14 protein-coding genes are annotated in these 21,172 nt (G+C 55.9%); 3 read left to right on the plus strand and 11 right to left on the minus strand.

Translation table 11 applies throughout. The features are described 5' to 3' along the window. The 8 genes from ABQJ48_RS24525 to imuA form a co-directional block, all read right to left on the minus strand. On the minus strand, positions 1 to 1,740 hold the full coding sequence (locus ABQJ48_RS24525; RefSeq protein WP_367840562.1) for an ATP-binding protein: 1,740 nt from the start codon (positions 1,738 to 1,740) through the stop codon (positions 1 to 3). After that, positions 1,737 to 3,011, minus strand: coding sequence for an SIR2 family protein (locus ABQJ48_RS24530; protein WP_367840563.1), 1,275 nt, complete (start codon positions 3,009 to 3,011; stop codon positions 1,737 to 1,739). Before ABQJ48_RS24530 ends, ABQJ48_RS24525 begins: the two co-directional genes overlap by 4 nt. After that, a complete protein-coding gene (locus ABQJ48_RS24535) occupies positions 3,008 to 5,572 on the minus strand; it encodes a DEAD/DEAH box helicase (protein ID WP_367840564.1) in 2,565 nt (854 codons plus the stop codon). The genes ABQJ48_RS24530 and ABQJ48_RS24535 overlap by 4 nt, the downstream gene beginning before the upstream one ends. Next, positions 5,569 to 6,543 carry a HamA C-terminal domain-containing protein gene (locus ABQJ48_RS24540; protein ID WP_367840565.1) on the minus strand — a complete coding sequence of 325 codons (975 nt, stop codon included), beginning with the start codon at positions 6,541 to 6,543 and terminating at the stop codon, positions 5,569 to 5,571. Before ABQJ48_RS24540 ends, ABQJ48_RS24535 begins: the two co-directional genes overlap by 4 nt. 669 nt (positions 6,544 to 7,212) lie before the next feature. Then, positions 7,213 to 8,175: an SOS response-associated peptidase family protein gene (locus ABQJ48_RS24545; protein WP_367840566.1), complete on the minus strand. Its 963-nt coding sequence runs from the start codon at positions 8,173 to 8,175 to the stop codon at positions 7,213 to 7,215. Positions 8,176 to 8,238: 63 nt separating this feature from the next. Then, positions 8,239 to 11,388, minus strand: coding sequence for an error-prone DNA polymerase (locus ABQJ48_RS24550; RefSeq protein WP_367840567.1), 3,150 nt, complete (start codon positions 11,386 to 11,388; stop codon positions 8,239 to 8,241). A 6-nt stretch (positions 11,389 to 11,394) separates the two neighbouring features. Then, positions 11,395 to 12,867, minus strand: coding sequence for a Y-family DNA polymerase (locus tag ABQJ48_RS24555; protein ID WP_367840568.1), 1,473 nt, complete (start codon positions 12,865 to 12,867; stop codon positions 11,395 to 11,397). Next, complete coding sequence (gene imuA, locus ABQJ48_RS24560; RefSeq protein WP_367840569.1) at positions 12,797 to 13,504, minus strand: translesion DNA synthesis-associated protein ImuA; 708 nt, start codon at positions 13,502 to 13,504, stop codon at positions 12,797 to 12,799. Before imuA ends, ABQJ48_RS24555 begins: the two co-directional genes overlap by 71 nt. 145 nt (positions 13,505 to 13,649) lie before the next feature. Between imuA and ABQJ48_RS24565 the strand changes: the two genes are divergently transcribed. Both ABQJ48_RS24565 and ABQJ48_RS24570 read left to right on the plus strand, forming a co-directional pair. Next, the gene (locus tag ABQJ48_RS24565; protein WP_367840570.1) at positions 13,650 to 13,859 is read left to right on the plus strand and encodes a hypothetical protein; all 210 of its coding nucleotides are present in this window, start codon (positions 13,650 to 13,652) and stop codon (positions 13,857 to 13,859) included. Positions 13,860 to 13,931: 72 nt separating this feature from the next. After that, positions 13,932 to 14,120 carry a hypothetical protein gene (locus ABQJ48_RS24570; RefSeq protein ID WP_367840571.1) on the plus strand — a complete coding sequence of 63 codons (189 nt, stop codon included), beginning with the start codon at positions 13,932 to 13,934 and terminating at the stop codon, positions 14,118 to 14,120. Between the two features lie 201 nt (positions 14,121 to 14,321). Here the strand turns inward: ABQJ48_RS24570 and ABQJ48_RS24575 are convergent, their stop codons facing one another. Genes ABQJ48_RS24575 through ABQJ48_RS24585 form a run of 3 tightly spaced genes read right to left on the minus strand, consistent with a single transcriptional unit; the run spans position 14,322 to position 18,770 of the window. Then, positions 14,322 to 16,826, minus strand: a complete 2,505-nt coding sequence (locus ABQJ48_RS24575; RefSeq protein WP_367840572.1) for a DEAD/DEAH box helicase — start codon at positions 16,824 to 16,826, stop codon at positions 14,322 to 14,324. Next, positions 16,823 to 18,523 carry a site-specific DNA-methyltransferase gene (locus ABQJ48_RS24580; protein WP_367840573.1) on the minus strand — a complete coding sequence of 567 codons (1,701 nt, stop codon included), beginning with the start codon at positions 18,521 to 18,523 and terminating at the stop codon, positions 16,823 to 16,825. The genes ABQJ48_RS24575 and ABQJ48_RS24580 overlap by 4 nt, the downstream gene beginning before the upstream one ends. Before the next feature lie 52 nt (positions 18,524 to 18,575). Next, on the minus strand, positions 18,576 to 18,770 hold the full coding sequence (locus ABQJ48_RS24585; RefSeq protein WP_367840574.1) for a hypothetical protein: 195 nt from the start codon (positions 18,768 to 18,770) through the stop codon (positions 18,576 to 18,578). 477 nt (positions 18,771 to 19,247) lie between these two features. Here ABQJ48_RS24585 and ABQJ48_RS24590 point away from each other — a divergent pair, with 477 nt between their 5' ends. After that, positions 19,248 to 20,849 carry a hypothetical protein gene (locus tag ABQJ48_RS24590; RefSeq protein ID WP_367840575.1) on the plus strand — a complete coding sequence of 534 codons (1,602 nt, stop codon included), beginning with the start codon at positions 19,248 to 19,250 and terminating at the stop codon, positions 20,847 to 20,849. The last annotated feature ends 323 nt before the right edge of the window (positions 20,850 to 21,172 follow it).

A 21,172-nucleotide genomic window follows, 5' to 3' on the forward strand; every position in this document is an offset into this window, starting at 1 on the left:
TCACCAGTTGTTTTGAAATCGGGCACCGTCAGAGGCAGGTTTTACGGTGGGTGGACTGACTTGAATGGTTAACGGTATTGGAAAGTCCACCCCAATCAGAGCTGCTTCACCTTGTTTCAGGCTTGGCAAGAATGCAGCCGATGACTTGTCTATTTCGCCACATGCGCGTTCTACCACATCACGGTCCCGGTCATTCGTCAGCCGATGGACTATGAGCGTCCCCATTTGACTGAGAACCCCCTCTGTGATGTCCCGCGGTCGCTGTGTTGCAAGGCAAATGCTCAGGCCATATTTTCGTCCCTCTTTCGCGACAAGCTCAAAGGCGTCAAGGCGAGATGCGAACTCATCCGAACCAACTCGCTTGCCGAGGAAGTTGTGGGCTTCGTCAACGAAGACGACAGCAGGCTTGCCATAGAAGGAGCCCTTGCGCGCGAGGTCGAGCAACTGACGCCCAATTGCATTCGCAACGATTTCTCGAGCGTAAAACTCAAACCCCACATCGCTCAAATCAATTCGCAAAAGCCGCGCTGAGCCTTGCAGGAACGTTTGTATCTCGTCAAGTACGGAGGAGGTAGCGGCTTGAGGATGAAAAACACAACGCATCGAGGGTGAACTGACAACCGCACGTATGCGTGTCGCCAAAGAAACACAGAAAGAAAACTCACCACTTTCTCCGCCCCACTTCGTCGGGTCTTTGGAACCTCGCGCCGCTCCGAACCCGTCGGGATAGACGCATTCCTGTTCGAGTTGCTCTGGAAGGAGGCGCACATCAAAAGCCTGACGAGGGTTATCAACCTTGTCAGCGTTACTACCAATCCCCAAGGCAGCTTCATAGGCAGCCTTTGATTGACCAATTTTCTCGACAAATCCTTTCGGAAAGGACCGAGGTGCTAGCTTAGCCAACCGAAGACTTCTCAAAGCCTCTCGAAGTTTAGGGCCTTGAACCTTTCCTGAGGGTTCGAACAAAGCAATGAAGTCGGATTCTGTAAAATTTTCGGCTGGCAGCCAAACAGCAGAGGAAGTGGCGCTCGTCAGCTTCGGGTTGCCGAGATGGATATGAGTGGCGTTCGCGTCGACGATGTCTCTGTATTCACCCGTAGCATCCAGCAGAATTACTTTCGATTGATGCCGTAGGCACTCTTCAAGCAGCCGTGCAGTGGTCCAGCTTTTGCCGCCTCCCGTTGCGCCCAAGATTGCACAATGACGCCCGAACAACACTTCTGGCGTAACTCGAATCGCATGCTCCCCGTCTGTCGTCGACGTGCCTAACTGAAGGAGGACACGGCTCTGTGTACCGGGCTTCTTGCTGGTCAACTCCGGCATCAACGCTATTAGTTCCGCAGGAGCGGAATAAGCGCGGTCGCCTAACCTTGGATAAGCATCAACCCCTGCTTCAATTTTGAGGTCGTGAGGCCGTATTGAACCAAGAAGCTGCAAGCGTCCAACTGCGTCCAGTTCCCGACTCCCTGCGTAATCTTGTGTAACTTCAGCGCGGTCCCTCTCCGGGAGTCTCACCTCCATCATCCGCCCTAGAAGTATTCTTTGCTGCCCCTCGATGAGCACCAGTTCCCCAACTTCTCCTCGTCCATACCGGGCAGCGCTGAAATATGCACCACTCGTATCGCCGGCGTTGCTGAGATTCAGCGTAACGCTTTGAGCCGCGACCGACACCACGACGCCGAGGTGCAAATCTGGCCATAATAGACCCGAGGCGCATAGCTGCTCGTAGGCTACCGTCATACAGTACCCCGCGCTCGACCGATTGCGTTTGCCATCTGCTCAGCTGGCGTAAGGGCCTTTAGGTCAGGTATAAGTGTCACAAAATCTTGAAACGAAGCGTTCACGAAGTAGACCGGCAAGCCCTTTTTTGAGAGGTCGGACAGTTGATGCCAGTAGTTCTCCCCCATGTAATCGCTGTCCGTGTGGTCTACTGCGCAAAAGTCCGCAATAAACACCGTCAAACTAGAGTTGCTCTTTATTGATGATACGAGCGGCTCAGACAAATGGTCATCGTTGAACCCAAATCCGGAAACTACAACACACGTATTCGGCCGTCTCAGGTCGTCGAGGAAACGGGAAAGAAGTTCGAGGTGTGGTTGCACGAAGGCCTGTTGATACTTGCCTTTGGTCGGATATATCAGGCAGGCACGCGCTGGGTCCGGCGCGGAACTCTCGTAAATTCGTCCATTCGCGTCTCGCTCCCAACTAACAGAGCCATGTAATTTCGCCAGATGGATAACACCTTCCAAGAACTCCTGCGAGTCGTCCTTACGACGAACAAAGTCATATTGAAAATAGCTCGGGTCAAATCGACGATGACGTCCATAGGAAAAACCATCAACTACAACCATACCCAAGTTTGACGCGGCAACCTCGAAACATAGGTCATAGTTAGTTGTGTAAACCTTGAGTCGCGCATCTCTCGTTCTTCGGCGAGCTACCTTGCGCAGGAATAGCTCGTGGCTACTTAGCTTTGCGTTTTCGATGAAATCAGAGCACAACCGGAGTATGGTCTTTTTGCAGCGAACAACGAAATCAACGAGATTTGCGTCGTTGTACAAGCTGAGATAGGCGTCGCATCGAGAAAGGAAGTGCTCGATGTTTGCCTCTCCGGGGGTGAATCCGACCTTGTGGCAAATGGCGTCGGCTTCTTCGCTGAGCATGTTTTGAGGGCCACCAGGAACACACATTGTGGCCGCCCAAAGGTCCCCCATGCTGGGGCCGTTCACACCGCCCTTCAGTGAAGTTCCGCTTCCCGCGAGGACTAGCGGATTCGGCATCTGAAGTCCGTTCGTAAGCGCATCGACGAGAAGTGTGCGATTTGTCGTTAGAGCTTCCCTGTCCTCTCCCGTTAAGTCGTCACCTTCCCTACCCGTAGCTGATTTGAGCGCGCGCTCGTCGAGCGGCAGCCAACGCTCAGAACCCGGCCTGCGGAAAGCGAGCATTCCCGGCTCTATCCTGCTTGTCCTCTTCGCTATGATTTCACTGGTCATCTGTTCATCGCTTGTCATGGGTTTTCTTCACCGGACGCCTTCACCAAACCTTTCTGCACCAGCTCCTGCGCGATGACCTTTGAAATCTGCAAGCTTTCCGTATTCAATGAGGCAAGCCATGACTTGGCTCGTGCGAGCGTCGGATTCGAATCTGGTATCAAGTCTTGCAGCAAAGAAGCCGTCACCCTCGACAACCCTAGTTCGATAAAGGCTTGACCGGCGACAGAAGACACTCCTAACTCCAAGGCTAGGGGAAAATCAAAGACAGAGTTTGCCTCGACCTCGAACTTATGCTCCCTCAACGCAAATCGAAGGAGGTCCACGTAGGCTTTGCCAAGCTGGACATACTCGAAACGCAACTTGTCCTCGACGAACTCGAACGTACTTCTCACGTGCCTATCTACATTCACCGGGCGGCTAGTCTTCTTATTTGTCTGGGCTAGTTCAATGCTTTTCCCAATAAGAACGGGCAGCGGTGTTCCTCGCATCCAAGCTAGGCCCATGGTTGCGAGCTTGGCGTTAAAGCCGGAAAAGCTAAAACCTAGGATGTACTTGTTAATACGCGCGAAGACTTGTACATAGTTGTCGAAGACGTCGCCTGAAGGATGCTGCGGGACAAGCTCCATCCCATGGCCGGCAGCAATCAGCTCTCGGAAACGTGCGAGCAGCCGAGCTTGCCCGAAAGGGTTCACCGTCCAATTGTTTTCCAAGACCTCTGCAGGAAGCTTCAGTTTCTCCACTGTCTTTTCCGCCGCCTCAATTAAAACCTCCCGCGCCCCACTGTCGAGACTGGTTTCGAGGCGACCGAAAAACTTCGACAGAGAACCCTTCGCGGCTCGAGACATCATTAATCCGGCGGCAGCTTTTGCGTCCGCTGGGACCTTCGAGAGGTCGCTGTTCAATTCGCTTTCTAACACCTGCAAGACTTCAGTGTACTTCTCGGCGACCGCAACCCCGAACGCCGGGCGCAACGTGAACGGCTGCGCACTGCTTAGAGGCTTTTCCGTCCAATTGTCATAGTTGACCAGAAACACGTTGCCGACGATGTCGTGGTTGAGACGACCCGCTCTCCCAGCAAAATTCCATAGGGCGGCCGCATCGAGCTTTCCATCTCGCCCGCGTGTTGGCGTATCAATGAATACGTTCCGAGCCGGAAGATTGATACCTTGAAACAGCGTAGTCGTGCAAACAAGATATTTGATGTCATCGTTTTTGAAGGCAAGCTCGATGCCCTCTCGAAGCAGACTGGGCATCTTTCCATAGTGAAACGCAACACCGTGCATCACACGTTCTGCCAAGCTGTACTTCGGATGAACATGGTCCTTGATAAACTTTGACAACTCAAGCAAGGCAGGTGTCGACCTTCGTGGAAGGTCGGTCGAGAGTTGCGACGCGATTTTCTCAGTTTGCGAGGGTCCTGTACCGTACACCAGCGAGGCGCCTTTGCTTCCAAGCTCGAGAGCGACAGCGGCCAATACCGTCTTTGCATTGAGAAAACCCCGCTTGCCGACGATTCGACCAATTTCCACCGTCTTTTCCGCATCCAGGAGATTCAGCCTGAGATGCTTCGGGTTTGCCGCGTCCGGAGTGACGACAATCCTATTCTGCAATACCGGCGACAGCCCCGTTTTTCTTACCAGAATTTCGTCAACACCAATGGAATTGCCCATCGTCGAAAATCCGGTTGCGCCCGGAGCGAGGAAGACGAATTGTGCTGCCGGATTGCGAGTTCGACATTGTTCAAGACAGTCTTGCAAAATCATTCCGCGAATGTCATCGCCGATTGATTGCGCCTCGTCAACAATGACCATGTCAAACCGAATCGACGTGACGCTCAGCAGCACCATGAGTCGCTCTTGTGTAAGCACAAAAACTTGGCCAGAACGTTCTTCACTGTCGAGCGTCGGGATGGTCGAAACGCGTACCTTGTCTGAAACTTTCGCGAGGCGAGTGGTCAGTTTTTCGTTTACCTCGGCGAGTAGTGCTCTCGTGGGCGCTATATATACACCGCGAAAACCCGGCTCCAATTCCGCTCGCTCACAAAGTTGAGCTAGCACGACAAACGATTTCCCAGCGGAAGTTGGGGCACTGACGGCAATGTTTTGCCTCGTGGGCAATAGCTCCCAAACCGAGCGCTGAAAATCGGTTAGCGGGACCCGCACACCTCCGATTTGCTCAGAGTTAATTTCCCGAAGCAAACTGTTCGTCAGCGACGTACTCAACGAAGGCCGCGTGCCTCCCGGCCGACGCTCCAGCTGCGTAACTCCCGGAAAATTGCCGATGCTCGCCAAGATACGAGTTGATGCTTCCAATACCAACGGACTGGTTGTTACTAGGGACGTATATAAAGCTATACGCTGTGCGAGCGAGCGATGCTCGTCGGAATCGGTTTGTGCAAACACGGATGCCGAGTACACCAATCGCTGGGTGGTTTCACTCAAACCGTCGTCACTCTCGGCATCGTCAGGGACCGGTTGGATTTGTCCCATTAGACCCCGAGAACTGACAGAGTCTAAGTCGCTCCAGAACTGGCTGTGGCCCAATATACGAGACGCAAGCTGCTTTGCGAAAGTGGTCATTTCAACGCCTCACCAAATTGCTGGCGCAAACCGTCGACGGATGGAACAGCGATGAAGAAGGCCATAGATTTGGTCGGCGGCACGTTGTTGTCATTTAGATGCTTTAACAGCGCGTCGTCGTGATGTTTGTGCTGCTTTGCGTAGTGAGCGATGAAATGTTGTTCGTGTATCGAGGGCGGCTTGGAATCGTCGACGGGAATACCTTTGCCATACTGCTTCTCGTCGTAGCAGATGAAGCCCACGTGCCTGTCGCGCTTCTGCAAGACTGACTCCGATTCGTACATGTCGAAGTAACTTAGCAATACATCTTTCTGGTCCTGCGGCAATGCGTCAAGGTTGCTGAAATCAGTAATTATGGTAAGTTCGCGCAGGTATTGCGCACGATTCTCTGCGAACGCCGCAGTGGAAATCGCGAACTCTTTCGCACCATTATTGGCACTAGGTGCGAGTTTAGACTCGAGCCAGAACACGCTCATCACCCCGTCCGAGAACTTGGCGTGAATGCCATCGATTCCGTGCACGGGCATGTTGCTGTTAGTTTTGAGCGACAGCTTCGCGGCAATCTGCGCGGCGCCTAAGTGGCGCTCGGCAACACAGTAGGCGATGAGCTCGCCAACCTCTCCGAAGCGACCTGTATTGTTTGGGTCATATTCGAGGAACAGCCTGCGGGCTTCTCTCTGCAGCCTCGCCAAAGGACGGGTATCCGCGCCAGTGCGGGATTGATTCGACCGTGCAATAGCTGCTAAGCGCTTCTTTTTTGGGATGGCATACGCGATTATTGAATCAAGAAGGAATTCGATGAACGCCTCGCTCCTCGGCTCATCTTCTTCGAAACGCAGATAAAGTAGCCGACTGCGATGATGTGCTCCGTCATTAGACGCCGGAACTGGAACAAGACCTATGTAAAGGTCAAGTTCTTTGTCATTCTCGCGGAGACTGTCGAGGCCTTCCCCAGATTCGTTAGTATCCATCTCTCTCGTCTTATATACGTTCTGCGTGCGCTCGGTCGCACTGCGTCGCTACGGTCAGGGAATCTTATGTCGGCCGGTCTAATGCTTGAAATAAGATACCTACAGCCTGCGGTTCGTCCCTGCACCGCGCCCAACCGCTGTCCATTCGCCGAGGTCGGGGTGCCATGACGTGCCCTAGACACGCTGCCCACTCTTGGCCGCCAGTTGACACAGCACCTACGATTCCGTCCATCTCCCGGTATAAATCGGTTGCCGGCTCAGCGGTCGATGCAATTCTTTGACTTGGTGGGCGTCGCACCGCGATTCACTTTCGGACATTTTGTCCGGCCAATCGGACGGATGATGGCATCCAGCGGTATTTTTGCATAGAGACGTCTGGTATAAGCAACGATTAGCCGCTTTTTCGATACGCAATTCGCTTAATCAAGCGCTTGTCCGGCCGCACCTGAGGCTCATCGGGCCGTAAAACGGCTCTAACGATGCCATCGGCATACGACGAGTGAGCACTGCCGGAGAATGCGCCGATTCTCGGTCGCGCTTATCCGAGGCAGACTCATATCAACCTTGTGCGCCCTACGGCGCACGCGAATTAGGTGCGCAAGCGTTTCGCGCCGACCGATGCCTAGAAATTACGGGGCCATCAATCACCCAAACTCCACCACCCGGCATTCACGCGGCAAGACGATGTTCGTAGAAAGGCCTGTCTCTATCATCGAGTATTGCGTATGAAGACGCACGGTTAGACGCATCCGGGTTCAACCACGCGTCTACGTTTTCCGATTTAATGGGGATAATGCACCGGTCATGTCCTGCCGCCGCGACTTCTGGCGGTGGCTCGTCCGTGATAGCCGCAAACGAAAGTAGGTCCGGCTCGCCTGGAGCGGACCATCGAGACCAGAGGCAGGCCACGAGCATCAACTGCCCATTGCTAGGACGGAATTCCAAGACTATATTTTCGTCTTTTTCGTGAGTCTCTCTTAAGGTCCCTTCGAACTTTGCCTTGCTGACGTTCTCGTAGAAGACATCGACGAGCAAGACGCCGTGCGTGTAACCAAAGCATGGGTTCCAGAACCCTTCAAGATTGTCGCGGCGAGCGTTATATGTCCCAGGGTACTTTACATCGTATGACGCCGGCTTGCCCGCAATACGACATTGATAACGCATTGGTTTGACCACGAGGCGACCGTTTTCCATGACCAGCACGGGAGCGTAGTGGCCCGGAAATATGCGCGAGTCTCTCGGCTTCGGCTCTGTGCGCTGCATGTCGTCAAGCTTGCCGCGTGTCCAAGTGATTTTGTCGGTGGCGATTCGCCGGCTTTCGGTCGCTGCCTTGGTCGTCTTTGTCAATAGGGACCGCTCCGCGTCAGCTAGCCTCTTTCGTTGCTTGAACAGGTCCTGTTCGAGCTTTGTCGTCTGGTCGACATTAAACCGGTCGATGAAGACTTTGATTTGTCGTTCAGTGTCCGTCTCCGGCGAGGCAAAGGCGTCCTCCATCGCTTTCGGTATCTTCGCTTTGCTGACTCCCTCTGCGCGCTCGAAGAACAGCCGCGCAAATTCGTCGATGTCCATCAGGGCGCCGAAGGTTCGTACAAATTTCCGGTAGTCAGCCTGAATTTGAGCCGAGTAGCACATCACCGTCCTCCTGTAATAGCGGAGCCACAATCCAGAAGCTAGCACATCCAGATTTTCTCCGGCTCAGTAGAAATCCCGACTCGTGCTCGTCAACCCACCAAGCAAATCGGACATATCGACAAGCCTCTGTGCGACTAGATGGCGGACTTCCCCCTGGCATTGCCACGTGCCGTACACCGCAAGCAACGACGCCCCAAGCGCCTCCTTCCTTTGCTTTTCCAACAGGCTTGGCCAGACGATGACATTCACGTTTCCTGTCTCGTCTTCAAGGGTGACAAACATGACACCCTTCGCAGTTCCTGGCCGTTGGCGCACCGTCACAAGCCCGCAGCCTCTTGCTAACCGCCCATCGCCATAGGTGCGCAGCGTCGACGCTGGCATCAGCCGGTTTGCGAGCAGTTGCGGCCGAAGCAGTTCGAGCGGATGCCGCCCTAACGTCAATCCGACAGCCCTATAGTCTGCAACGATGTCGTTCGCTTCCGTCGGCGCGCCCAACTCGGGCGTCTCATCCTGCACCGCCGCTGCGGCAAGCATGTCCTTATCCGGCACCGCAGCGACCGACTGCCATAGAGCCTCGCGGCGATTGCCAGCCAGCGAAGCGAGTGCGTTGGCGTCCGCTAGAACGTGAAGGTCTTTTCGGTCTAGCTGCGCTCGACGCGCAAGGTCAGCGACGGTTTCGAATGGACGCACGGCCCTGGCATTTTCAACCCGCTCTGCGGCGCCGTCCTTCATGCCGCGCAGCAGTGACATGCCGAGTCGGACCGCTGGGCGGTCGTTGTCGGGCAGCGGCACCAAGACAGAGTCCCAGCCGCTGACAGTGACGTCAACAGGCAGCACCTTTACGCCGTGGCGTTGTGCGTCTTGCACAAGCTGTGACGGCGAATAGAATCCCATCGGCTGACTGTTGAGCATGGCAGCAAGGAATGCTTCGGGCTCGTGACATTTCAACCAGCTACTCGCGTACACCAGCAGAGCGAAACTGGCGGCATGGCTTTCCGGGAAGCCGTACTCACCGAAGCCCTTGATTTGCTCAAAGATGCCTTCCGCGAAAACCTGGTCATAGCCGCGCTCCTGCATCCCGTTGACGATACGGTCGTAGTATTTTTCGAGGCCACCTTTCCGCTTCCAGGCGGCCATTGCCCGTCTTAACTGGTCAGCCTCGCCGGCAGTAAACCCGGCTGCCAGGATAGCCACCTGCATGACCTGCTCCTGAAAAATAGGCACCCCGAGCGTCCGCCCAAGCGCTGTCTTGAGCGCCTCACTCGGGTACGTCACGGGTTCGAAGCCTTGACGACGTTGCAGGTAAGGATGAACAGCACCACCTTGAATCGGCCCCGGCCTGACGATGGCAACCTCGATGACCAAATCATAAAACGTACGCGGCTTCATTCGAGGCAGCATGCTCATCTGCGCTCGCGACTCAATCTGGAACACGCCCACCGTGTCCGCAGCAGAAATCATCTCGTACGTATGCGAGTCCTCAGCCGGAATGTCCTGCATTTCAAATCGCTCACCGCGCTGTTCCGACACAGTGTCGAGGGCCCGGCGGATTGCAGACAGCATGCCGAGCGCAAGCACATCGATTTTCAACAGGCCAAGCGCCTCGAGGTCGTCCTTGTCCCATTCGATGACAGACCGGTCAGCCATCGCCGCGTTCTCGACCGGGACAAGACGAGTGAGCTTGCCGCGGCTGATAACGAAGCCTCCAGAGTGCTGAGACAGGTGGCGCGGAAAACCAAGGAGCTGGGATGCGAGTCGCGCCCACGCCTGTATAAGCGGCTTTTCCGGGTCGAGCCCGGACTCGGCGAAGCGCATCAGAAGGTCCTTGCTCGTGTCAAACCAGTGATGGCTCTTTGCGACCAGGTCGACAATCTGTGGGTCAACGCCAAGCGCCTTGCCGGTTTCACGCAACGCGCCTCGAGGCCGGTATGTTGAAACAGCGGCGGCGATTGCTGCGCGGTCGCGACCATACTTGCGATAGATGTACTGGATAATCTCTTCGCGACGCTGGTGTTCGAAGTCGACGTCGATGTCTGGAGGTTCACCGCGCTCCTTGCTGATGAACCGTTCGAACAGCATGTTGCCGCGCGCGGGGTCGACCTCGGTAATGCCGAGGCAGTAGCACACCGCAGAGTTAGCGGCGGAGCCGCGTCCCTGGCAAAGGATGTGCTGGCTGCGCGCGAAGCGAACGATGTCGTACACAGTCAGAAAGTACGGTTCGTATTCCAGTTCGCCAATGAGCTCGAGCTCGTGCTCAATCTGCCCCTGTACGTTGTGCGGGATGCCGGATGGAAAGCGGCGCTGTGCACCAATGTAAGTCTCCTGCCGAAGATAGGCTTTCGGGGTGATGCCCGCAGGTACCAGTTCGTCCGGATATTCATAGCGCAGTTCGTCGAGCGAAAACGTGCAGCGACTCGCGATGTCGACGGTCGCCGCGAGTGCTTCGGTCGGGTAAAGGTTTGCAAGCCGGAGCCGAGACCGCAGATGCTGCTCGGCATTCGGCGCAAGGTCGTAACCGCATTCGTGAACTGGTTTCCCGACGCGGATGGCGGTCATCGTGTCCTGCAGTGGCTTGCGCGAGCGCACATGCATGACGACATGCCCCAGCGCCACCACGGGTACATCCAGGCTGCGCGCGATGAACTCGACCGAGCCACGATGAATGTCATCCATGGCGCGTTGATGAAGCACCAACCCTACCCATGCGCGGCCAGTAAATGTATCGTCCAGCCACTCGACCTGTGCAGCCAGGACATCTTCGTTGGCCGGGAAATCCGGTACAAGGATGGCGAGGCAGTCCGGCATCCCGCGAAGGTGTCGATATTCTTTCTCTGGACGCGAGATGTCCTGTGGCGTCAGGCGATATTCGCCCTTGGTTGCCCGGGTGCGGGCGAGCGTAATCAGTTCAGACAGGTTGCCATATCCCTCCCGGTTCTGGGCGAGCAGGATGAGTCCGAATGCTGGCGAGCCATCGGCGTTGACCAATCGGAACCAGGAGCCGACGATGAACGGCAGCTTCGCTTCCTTCGCGGCGACATGCGCACGCACCACACCGGCTAGCGAACATTCGTCGGTGACGGCCAGCGCCGAATAGCCAAGCTGTGCCGCGCGCTCGGAGAGCTCTTCCGCATGGGAAGCACCATGCAGGAAGCTGAAGTTCGAAAGACAGAAAAGCTCGGCATACGCCGGAAGCACATTGAAGGAGGTGTCCATGACGCATCAGCCGAAGAGGCCGTGAAGAAACCACCGCTGCTCTTCTTCGACATCGCGGCTGCTGACACGCTCACGATATATCCAGTAGCAACTCTGGTCTTCCGCCTGGGCAACGAAATAGTCGCGCGTCACCAGCTCACCATCAAACCAGCCGGCCTCGATGCGTTCGCCAGGCGACACCATCCGCAATGGAGAACCATAGAAGGGGCGATGCTGACGCATCAACAGCCGTACCGGGCTGTCCAGCATCCAGGTTGGTCTCGGAAGACCTAGCGGAAGAGCTTTTTGCTTTGATTTTTGCGTTACCGGAACCCAGCGGTTTGCAATCTCAGGGCGATGGTCGGCCGTCGGCGCAGGCCTGAGCACATTTTCTTCACCAAGTCGCGCAACGAGCAATTCCAGAAGGCGTGCGTGGTCTTCCTTCGAGCCGCCGGGCTCCGGGAAAAAAAGTGTGTCGGAAGCCGGTGCCGCGGACTCTACTTTTGACGCGTCGAGTTTCAGTGCGATGACCGGTGCAGCCAGCTCAATTCGATGCAAACGCTCCTTGAGCAGCCTGACAAGATGCTCCTCTTTCCACGTCGGCTCGCCCAACGCGATGTCGATGGTTGTCGGCTCGATGGCGTCGCGCCCACGTTCATGCTCCAGCAGCAGCTTAATAGCTGTGACCGCCAACTGCTTGGCGCAAAGCCAGCCGCACAGTTGCACGATGAGTCGATGGGCGCCGAAGACTGCACCGTCCGCATCCTCAAGCCGGTCCGGCATTTCGATGCGTGCGGAGAAAGTCGGCGGCAGTTCTAGCCAATCAAATAGTTCGGGCGCGGTGCCGAACGCGCGGTCGAGCGAATCAAGGAGATGTTCACCGCATCGCCGCTGCAGGCCGGCGCGTGGCAGGCGTCTTACATCGGCGATGGTTTCGCAGCCGAGTCCCGAGAACCAGTCTCCGAACGGACGAACCTCGGGAACCGACATCATCGGCAAACCGGCCAGCCGTTGCTCAAGCGATGCCAGCTTGAGCACGCGCCGGTTTCCGAACTTTGCGAGCAGCCAGCCACCCTGACCGGTGGGTGCAGCGCTGATGCGCGCAGTAAGTCCGAGCGTCCCGAGGACCGCTTTCGCTTCCCGGCACAATGCAAGCAGCCCGCCGAAAAGACGCAGACTCGCGCCGACCTCGACCACGACCGTCGCTTCGTCAAGCAAGGCGACCTCAGGTGAAAAGCGCATCAGGGCGACACCCACCTCCCGCTGCGCCACTGCCTCCTTCGCGGCATCGCGTTCATGCATCTCCGTTTCCGGCGACAGTGTCAGCACTCCGCCGCGCTTCATACCGAGGCGTACGCCGGCTGCACGAGCCGCGCTGTCGGTAATGACCACTTTGTCTTTCTCCAGGACTGCGCTTCCGTGCACGGGCTCAGATGACCACTTCGGTCGGAACACCTCGAGCGGCAACTTCGGCAAGTGGACGGCGAGAAAGACGCGCATGTCGGGAAAGCAGTACAGGAGTTGGTTGTAGGGGAATCGACAGAGGCTCTGCGCGCGCGGGCCCTCGTCGTTTCACGATGTCGACGGTCAGGCCGTCGGCTGATGGTCTTAAAGCGAGCCGCAAAAGCGCGGGCGATGAATCCTGCGCGGCAGCCAAAGGCCTGACCATCACGAAAAGCGTCTCGGATGACTGCGCAGCCAGATGGAGGCGTCGAAGCGATGAGGCCTGCGCGTATTGGGCCCAGAAGATGAGCGCACCGCAGCTGCCTGCCCGCAGAATCTGCTCAGCCGACCAGAGCGCATCTGCGGTCTTCTGCGCTTTCACGCGCAACACCTGTTCAATCGAAAGTCCGATGTAGCTAAGTCCAAGTCCGTCCGGGGTGTGCGGCGGCTGCACAAACGCTACAGGGCGGTTGTCCGAGCCACTGAGCGCCGGGCGCAACAGTCGCAATTCACCGACCCCGGCTTGCTGGACCATCAGGTCGACAAGGGCTCCGACCGGCCAGCCCCCGCCGGGAAGCTCAGCCGACAACGCTGGATAGCCGGTCTCAACGACCCGCCCACGGCCACGCGCGAACTGGGACGCACGCCACAAGGACGGGTGTATCTCTTCGGCCGTGACAGTAGCGCTGGTCATGTATCATGAAAAACCTGTATATTTATACAGTATCGTACACGCAAATTCGTTGCCGTGAACTGTCACTTTTATTTGAGGAAAAGGGGCCGCGCGACACTCGTCGCTCGGCTTCATATCCTGCTTCCGTGTTCAGAGGAGGTCCATCATGAGAGCAGATGAATGGGTTCGGGAGGCCGAACGCGAATCGAAACTTGTCGACGCCCTTTACAAGGCCCGTTATCTGATTTCGATGCACAACGGCATGACCGTGCGGTGCGACGGCGAAGAATGGGCGCTCGATTTCGGTCAGGAACTGAAAATGATTGACGCTACGTTGAAGATGGCCGGAATCGATACCCGGCGCCTCAGGCAGTAGATACTTGTCGAGCCGCTCGAGCTGATGCAATCATTGACCAGAAGGGGTACGGAGACCTTAAGAGGTCAACAGATGCAAACTGAGAAATATCGCGGGTACACGCTGTGGGGCGATGCCATCCTGCAGCAGGAAGACATCCTGCAACCGGAACGGTTCGCGGGAAGCGGCACAATCACGCGTGACACGAAAGTAGTCGATGTGTCTGGAGTCCTCGCGACCTTCGGAACGGAGGAGGAAGCGGAACTTGCTGGCATTGCGTAGTGTCGCGCGTGCGTGGATATGCGCCCCTCTTAACGAGACAGAGTCGTCTCCCCATAAGTGAGAGCAGTTCCCGGCTGAGAGGGCTTTCTAAACCTTTGCGGCGGCGGGGCAGACATTGCGAAAGTCAACTCACAGACCATTCAACATTGAGTGCCCCGTCGCGTCCCGCATTTCTATTTAAGACGAAGGCGGTATGCGCATTTACGAGTGATATAGCCTAACGAACTCGAACTTGCCGTCATCTACAAGCTCACCTTCGCTAGTAAGTCTCCACAAACGGAAATCACCCTCGGGCTTCACTCTGCCGACCATGAAGACCCGGCCATAAGACGGATGTCGTGCAGCAGCCTTTGCCTTTTCGTACTGAAGCAAGTGGCGGCCCTTTATTTCGATGAGCGCAATCCCGTCCCCTTCCTTCCGGTCTTTGAGCTTCACGACAAAATCCGGGTAAAACCCGGTACCGCCGGACCAACTGTACAAGCCCACACTCTCAGCGGATGTCGCACCTGGCACGTTTCGGTGCCACCACTCTACACAACCCGCAGTGTCCAGCATCTCGGCAAATTTGATTTCGTCCGTGCCCAGGCTGACCGGAAAAATACCGTATGAGGCCCGCTTCGCTGGCGGAAGCGGGATGATGCTGTCGATTGCTTCAGGTAAGTGCGCCTTTGTCACGACAACTTGGTCCGCGCGTAACCTCTTGAAGGCGTTGCGCACGAGGCTCTCATTTCGTACGAGAATGAGCTCAAGCTGCTGGGTTAGCTCTTCCTCGGACTCCGGAACTTCGAAGCCACCCTCGAGCAAACATCCTTTCAAACGAGCTTTGAGTGACTTGAGCAGTTCTCGCCTATCTGCGTCAGGAAAGGACAAGGCACTCTGCCTAGCTTTTTCGGCGATTGCCGCCGGTGAGAGCTTTGCGAAGATGTCCCTATCCTCAGGCGCGTCCGGCGCGAACACGTCTGACATTCGCTCTGTAAGCTTGGTCCGAATCTTCCCTCTGTCCGCCAACACCGGTGTGAAGTCAATGTAGTTTGCAAGCTGCTGCTCGACATCGTCGGCGGTCTTCGGAAGCTTCTCCGTTTCGAGCTCCTTAGGTACCCCCGGGATTCGTGCATAACGATATAGGGCCGTGCTAGCCTCTAATTCAAATGCCTCAACCAGTTTGGATGTTGAGCCCAGACCGGCAACGAGGCTCTTCTCAGCACCCGCGTCCGCGTTGAGAGTGTCAAAGAGCGTTGTCTGCATTCCGGGTCGCCACGGCTGTCCAGTTCCGTCGGTGCTCTCCTCAACCTCGGCAAGGGAAACCTCACCCCCATCGACCTCTTCCTGGGCCGGCAACAAAGATAAGGTTTGGCCCGCATGAACCACCTGTACATGGGCTTGGCCAGCAACAATCGTGACTACCGTTGAAGGCGTCGCCTCAGCCAACTGCTCGGGCATTTGATTGATTTCCGTGGCAGCGGTACGAAGACCCTCTTGAGCTTCGCTATTGGCCAAAAATACGTAGCCGTACCGCAGGACCGGAGGAATAACGTCCATCTTGCCTTGCAAGAGCTTATGAACGCGCAAGATGCGTCCAACGACCTGGATACCGAATGCCTTGTCGCGAGCCCCGCGCAGGGCGGCGAGCGTAAAAGCTCGCGGTGCATCGAAGCCAGTGGCAATGGCCATCTTGAAGATGATGACTTCGATAGATGGGTCACGTGCAAGCGCGAGTAGGTTTGGGTCCGGCTCTGCCGCTGTATGGCTTTTCACCGACTCCGGAGAAAACTTCAAAGTGTCGGTCAAATATTTATGCGCGGCAGCGATTGCATCGTCGCCGTTTGGCACCTGGACAAGCATCAGCGGTACCAAGTCGACGCCAGTCGACTTCAGTTGGTCCTTGATGTGTCGATGCATAATTGCACACTCGGACAACGCCACTTCCTCGAACTTCAGAAGCTGGGCGTCGTCTTGGCTCTTTGCAATGAATCGCGCTGCTTTTATACTCGTCTTAAGGAGTTGCGCCTTCACTCCTTCCTCTCGCGTCACCGAAGCCCACTCGGAGGGGCCGCCTATGACATAGCCTGTGAGCTTGGAGAAGGCAGCTGCGTCCGCGTCACGGGGTGTGGCCGTCATAAGCAGCACGTAGTCCGGTTTCAAGACTTCAGCAAAGAACTTGCTCGCACCAGATGCCTTCACGAAGCCGTGATGAGCTTCGTCTACCACCACACCAATCCGGAACCCTTCCTTGCGGGCAGTATCAATCAGGTCATCCACGCCAAGCCCACGGTCACCGGTTTGTCGAGCCAATCGTGCGTCTTTGGATGTAGACACGACCGTCTGCCAAGTAAGGACGAAAACTGCTCCCTGCGTGAGGTTCGCCGCCTTGCGGTCGGACCCAATCTCAAGATGGCTTAACGCGGGAGCTTGTGCCTTAAGCGCTAGCTTCGTCTGAGAAACCACGCCGGCAAATGGCGCGAACCAAAACCAAATTACTCGCTCCGTAGCGGAGAACTTCGCTATGGCCTCAATGCCAATGAGAGTCTTGCCACTACCGGTAGGCGCTTGCAGTAAGACACAAGCACTGTTCTTTCGAATGACCTCCACTGCCGAGCCAGAACGTGATGGGCCGAGCGAGTCGTAGCGCTCTTTGAGCGTTCCGAATCGCTTGGTCAAGACGTCGATATGCTTGTCTTGAAATTTCAATGGCGCGACTCGGCTCACGACTCTGCTCCTTCGGTGTTGGATGCGCGAACATTACCTTGTTTGAAGACCCGCTTGAGGTCGTCGGGCACATGAACCAGACTTACACGGTCCGCCAGGCCACCAAGCGCCTCCTCGACGATTTCAGGAGCCCAAGACAGAATTGCAACCTTGCCCGCGTGAGCCTCGACGGCTTTTGCCAGGTCAATGAGCGTGTGCTGTTTTGTAGTGGCGCAGTACACAACCATGTGTTGGTCGCTCGGTCTCACTGAAATTGAGAACGGATGCGATAGCGGCGTTAGTTCGTGGCCGCAAGCCATCAACGCGAAATTCCATACCATATCATCGGTCAAGGCCTCTTCCAGCCGGTGCATGGGGATGCGATGAGCTTGCAGGTACCGGAACCCTCCACCCGTACCTTCCATGCGAACAGTCGCGGGGCCTGTCTTCTTGCGCACAGATTTATCGTATCCCTCGATGACCTTTCGAACCCGGACTGCACATACTTCACGGCAAAGGTTCTTGTCCGGATTCTCGTCGGTAGACTCGCTACTTGAGAGCAGCACGAACCGGCGCATCCCATGGTCGATTTTGTTTGCCTGAAGTACCGCTTGAGCCGTAGTGCCCGACCCGGCAAATGGGTCGAGAACCAACGCATCCTTCTCTGGGGCGCAAATCTGAATCAATCGCTCCATCAGCCGCACCGGTTTTGGCGTATCGAACGCCGTCTGCGTCCCAAAGAAGGCCTCTATTTCCTTGCGCGACTCATCCGTGTGGCCCACCTCGTCGTGAGGCCACCACGTCCATGGAACGATGCCGTCCACTTCTGACAAGTACCGAATCAAACCTGGCTGGGAAGACTTGTTCTTGCCCCACCAAATTTTATTCGCTTTGTCCAATTCGAGGAACTCATCCTCCAGCAAGCTCCAGCAGCGCCCGCTTTTGGGCTTGTGCTTTTTCCCGGAAGGTGACACGACCGTATACATCTGATTCGGTCGAGTGCCTTGTGCCGTCATAGGGATGGAGCGCCAGCGCTTGGTAGGGTCGGTCTCGTCAGGGTTTTCTGGATTCTTGTAAACGGCGGCCTGCTTACCCGAAAGGCGAATCAGACCTCGGCGAGTCTTGAACTTGCTCGGATTCAAGCTGTAGACCAGCAAATACTCGTGAGCGTCGCCGATGGCTTCACGGTTTTCACGGCTGTAACGCTTTTGCCAGATGCAAGTAGCAACCCGTTTGTCTTCGCCGAATACTTGGTTCATCAGAAGACCGAGATTGAACAGTTCGTTATCGTCAATGGAGACAACGACAGCCCCGTCCTCGCGGAGCAGTTGCTTGATGAGCAGCATGCGCTGATAGATAAACTCCAGCCATGTAGAGTGGCGATAGCGATTATTCTTATCGAAAAAATGGTCGTTATAAACGAAATCTTTCGTTCCGGTGTTATATGGAACGTCGCAGTAAATAAGGTGAAATGCGCCAGAATGTGTTGTTGCAAGTGCGCGAAGCGAGTCGAAGTTGTCGCCTTCGATGATGAAATTTCCGCCGTCCGCAGGACCGACCGATAGGTTCGATTCCGTAGTCAAGCCGACAAAGTCTCGATTGACCTTTTTGTCTTGCTCAATACCTTGACGCTCCCAGACTAAGCCATAAGAGGCAGTATCGTCTCGCCGCTTTAGGATTTCAATGAGCTCTTCCGTGCTCAAGCTCTCGTAGGTCACCCGTCATCTCCGAATGCAGATTTCGTTTATTAATGCGCTAAGCCAGTATGGCTCAGCTGCGTTGCTCGTGAATATCGAGACGCGACGGCGGGATTATGCCCATATCGTCGCAGTACTTTCGAACCATCACCTCGAACATGTTGGCAAGAGTGCGCCGCTCTTGGGCTGATGCCAGCTCCCAAAGCCGCTTGACCTCCGGCGTCATCTTCACCGTCGTCGCTTCTGTTTTGAGCTTCGGTCGCGACATTTCAACGCCTCCGGAACCGTAATGGTGTCTAAACGCAACACCTTAACACATCAGGTTATTGGACCGCAAAGGCATCTCAGTTGCGTCCTTACAAGCAGTTGCTAAAATCCGCCTGACGAGCGGGAAAGACGACGGCGCCGCTTATTTGGCTGCTCTCGCGGTGATACCTGAAGCCTTTAAATGAGTTTGAAGCGAAGAATGCGGTAGTGTTCGATTACGTCGCCGATGTCGCCTGATTTGCCGGCAGCGCCTTCCGCACCCCTGCTTTGTGCACGAATAGGAAGTGGCCTGTATGCCCCATGTCCATCAAGAAATCGAACGCGAGAAACTCTAAGACGAAATCTGGTCGGACCCGTCAGCAAGGTTTCCAAAAAATACAAAATCTCGAACGTCGGGCTCCGGAACGGCGAGGAATAACTCAAGCCAGGTTGCGGTTTTAAAATTGTGAGGTTCAGGGTGTCAGACGAAATTTCGCCTGTGACAGCAGACGAGAACACCCCGCCCAGCCCCGCTGCTGCGGGCGAAGCAAAAGTGCGGGCAGCGGCGCCTAGTGGCATCTTTGATATTTCAGATGCGGATGGGGTAAACGCGTCGGAGCGCCTGCTCATGAGGCTATGCCGGCGCTCGTTTCTTAGTCTCTGGTCGTTCGCAAACCTGCATACTGACCAAGATATGCGTAATGGCCGCGGGAGCGCAAAGGAATTTGCCGACGTTTTAGTAGTTTTTGGCGGCGACGTTATTGTCTTCTCCGACAAGCACGTCGAGTTCCAACGAGATAAGCCACTCGACGTTGCATGGAAGCGTTGGTACAAACGGGCCGTCGACGAGTCCGCGAAACAGTTGCACGGTGCAATGAACTGGGCGAAGCGGTTCCCGGGCCGGGTGTTTCTCGACAGCGCCTGCGAGCGGCGACTACCCGTTTCCATTCCGCGCCCGGACGTCGCACGCTTCCACCTGGTCGCCGTCACCCGGGGAAGCTTTGAGGCCTGCGCAGAACACTTTCCCGGAAGCTTGGGGACGCTTCAAATCCGTACAGACGTCGTCGGCGCCGACCACGGCCACAATCCTTTTACAATAGGAATAGTGTCGCCCGATAAGGCGTTCGTTCACGTTCTCGACGAGTTTTCCCTCGAGTTTGTCCTTGCAGAGATGGACACTGCGTCGGACTTCATTTCCTATCTTCGAGACCGCCAGGCCTTTCTTTGCAAGCCAAACCGCGCCGTGTGGGCCGCAGGCGAAGAGCAAATGCTGTCTGCGTATCTCACCCACGGCGATGAACTGGGTCGAAATTTCTTGCCGCGACGAGCACGCCATGAGGAGCACGACATCGTCGTGTTAGAAGAAGGTTACTACGAAGGTCTGCTAGCCGACCCTCAATACATCGCCAAAAAGAAGATGGACAAACCCAGCTATGCCTGGGACCACATGGTAGAAAACTTCATCCATCTCGGCGACCCCGCATTGGTCGCGCCCGGGTTCGAGCAGGACAACGGTGAAACAGAAAAGGCACTGCGCCTGATTGCCGGAGAGTCGCGATTCCGCAGACGCATGCTGGTCGACGCGTTGCGCGGCCTGCTTCAGTCGGCAGGCAGAAAGGGAGGTCGAATCGCTCGATTATTTACCAGCGAGCAAGACCCGCATCTGGTCTATGTTTTCGTAACGGTGCCGAAGGAGCCTGCCGAAACTTATGAAGAGTACCGCCGACATCGAGTCGCCGTGCTACATGCCTATTGCAAGTGCGCGAAGTTGCGGCTGCCGGCGGGCTCGACGTTCATCGGCATTGCGCTCGACCATCCGAACAAGGACTACCGCGGAGCCTCAGAAGATTTGTTTGTGTATCTCTGCGGGCATCTTGCTGATGATGAGCGGGAGGAAGCAGAGCGCTACCGGCGAGAGCTCGGAATCTTGTCCAATGACCTAGAGCTTAAACACGTGAGGGCCACGGAGTATCCGAATTTCGTCACAAATGTCGATACGAAACCCGATGTCGAAAGGCTCCGGCGGGAACGCGAACTCAGAACAAGGCTCAACCGTGCGAAAGCAGCTAGGGCATCAAAGCGAAAAAACCGAAAAAAGTAGCACTCGGCCATCACTTTGCCGAACTCGTCGACATCGAGTCGTTCGACCGAGCTGATGCTGTCGCCCTAACTGCTGCGCAACCCGACTCGAACCCGGCGACCGCCCCTCTGCCTCATTTGAAACGACAAGCCGAGGTATCCAGAACGCTTTTTTCAGTCCATGCGTCAAACTGGCCGCCGTTGCTCCCTTAAAACCCTTTCAAGCTAGTTGTTGGCACTATTGTATCTGTGTGATATTCGAAAGCTGGTCGGGTCCACGAGAAGTTCAGCATAGACAGCTGCGATTTCACCTTTATGCCTCTCGATATTGACATTCGCTTTACT

Source organism: Paraburkholderia suaedae, from assembly GCF_040812055.1.
Taxonomy (GTDB): Bacteria; Pseudomonadota; Gammaproteobacteria; order Burkholderiales; family Burkholderiaceae; genus Paraburkholderia.

What these genes read in the sequence shown, in the direction of transcription:
- ABQJ48_RS24535 (WP_367840564.1), bottom strand. Translation starts at nt 5,572, where the DNA reads ATGACCACTTTCGCAAAGCAGCTTGCGTCTCGTATATTGGGCCACAGC.
- ABQJ48_RS24540 (WP_367840565.1), bottom strand. Translation starts at nt 6,543, where the DNA reads ATGGATACTAACGAATCTGGGGAAGGCCTCGACAGTCTCCGCGAGAAT.
- imuA (WP_367840569.1), bottom strand. Translation starts at nt 13,504, where the DNA reads ATGACCAGCGCTACTGTCACGGCCGAAGAGATACACCCGTCCTTGTGG.
- ABQJ48_RS24525 (WP_367840562.1), bottom strand. Translation starts at nt 1,740, where the DNA reads ATGACGGTAGCCTACGAGCAGCTATGCGCCTCGGGTCTATTATGGCCA.
- ABQJ48_RS24555 (WP_367840568.1), bottom strand. Translation starts at nt 12,867, where the DNA reads ATGCGCGTCTTTCTCGCCGTCCACTTGCCGAAGTTGCCGCTCGAGGTG.
- ABQJ48_RS24550 (WP_367840567.1), bottom strand. Translation starts at nt 11,388, where the DNA reads ATGGACACCTCCTTCAATGTGCTTCCGGCGTATGCCGAGCTTTTCTGT.
- ABQJ48_RS24565 (WP_367840570.1), top strand. Translation starts at nt 13,650, where the DNA reads ATGAGAGCAGATGAATGGGTTCGGGAGGCCGAACGCGAATCGAAACTT.
- ABQJ48_RS24545 (WP_367840566.1), bottom strand. Translation starts at nt 8,175, where the DNA reads ATGTGCTACTCGGCTCAAATTCAGGCTGACTACCGGAAATTTGTACGA.
- ABQJ48_RS24570 (WP_367840571.1), top strand. Translation starts at nt 13,932, where the DNA reads ATGCAAACTGAGAAATATCGCGGGTACACGCTGTGGGGCGATGCCATC.
- ABQJ48_RS24530 (WP_367840563.1), bottom strand. Translation starts at nt 3,011, where the DNA reads ATGACAAGCGATGAACAGATGACCAGTGAAATCATAGCGAAGAGGACA.
- ABQJ48_RS24585 (WP_367840574.1), bottom strand. Translation starts at nt 18,770, where the DNA reads ATGTCGCGACCGAAGCTCAAAACAGAAGCGACGACGGTGAAGATGACG.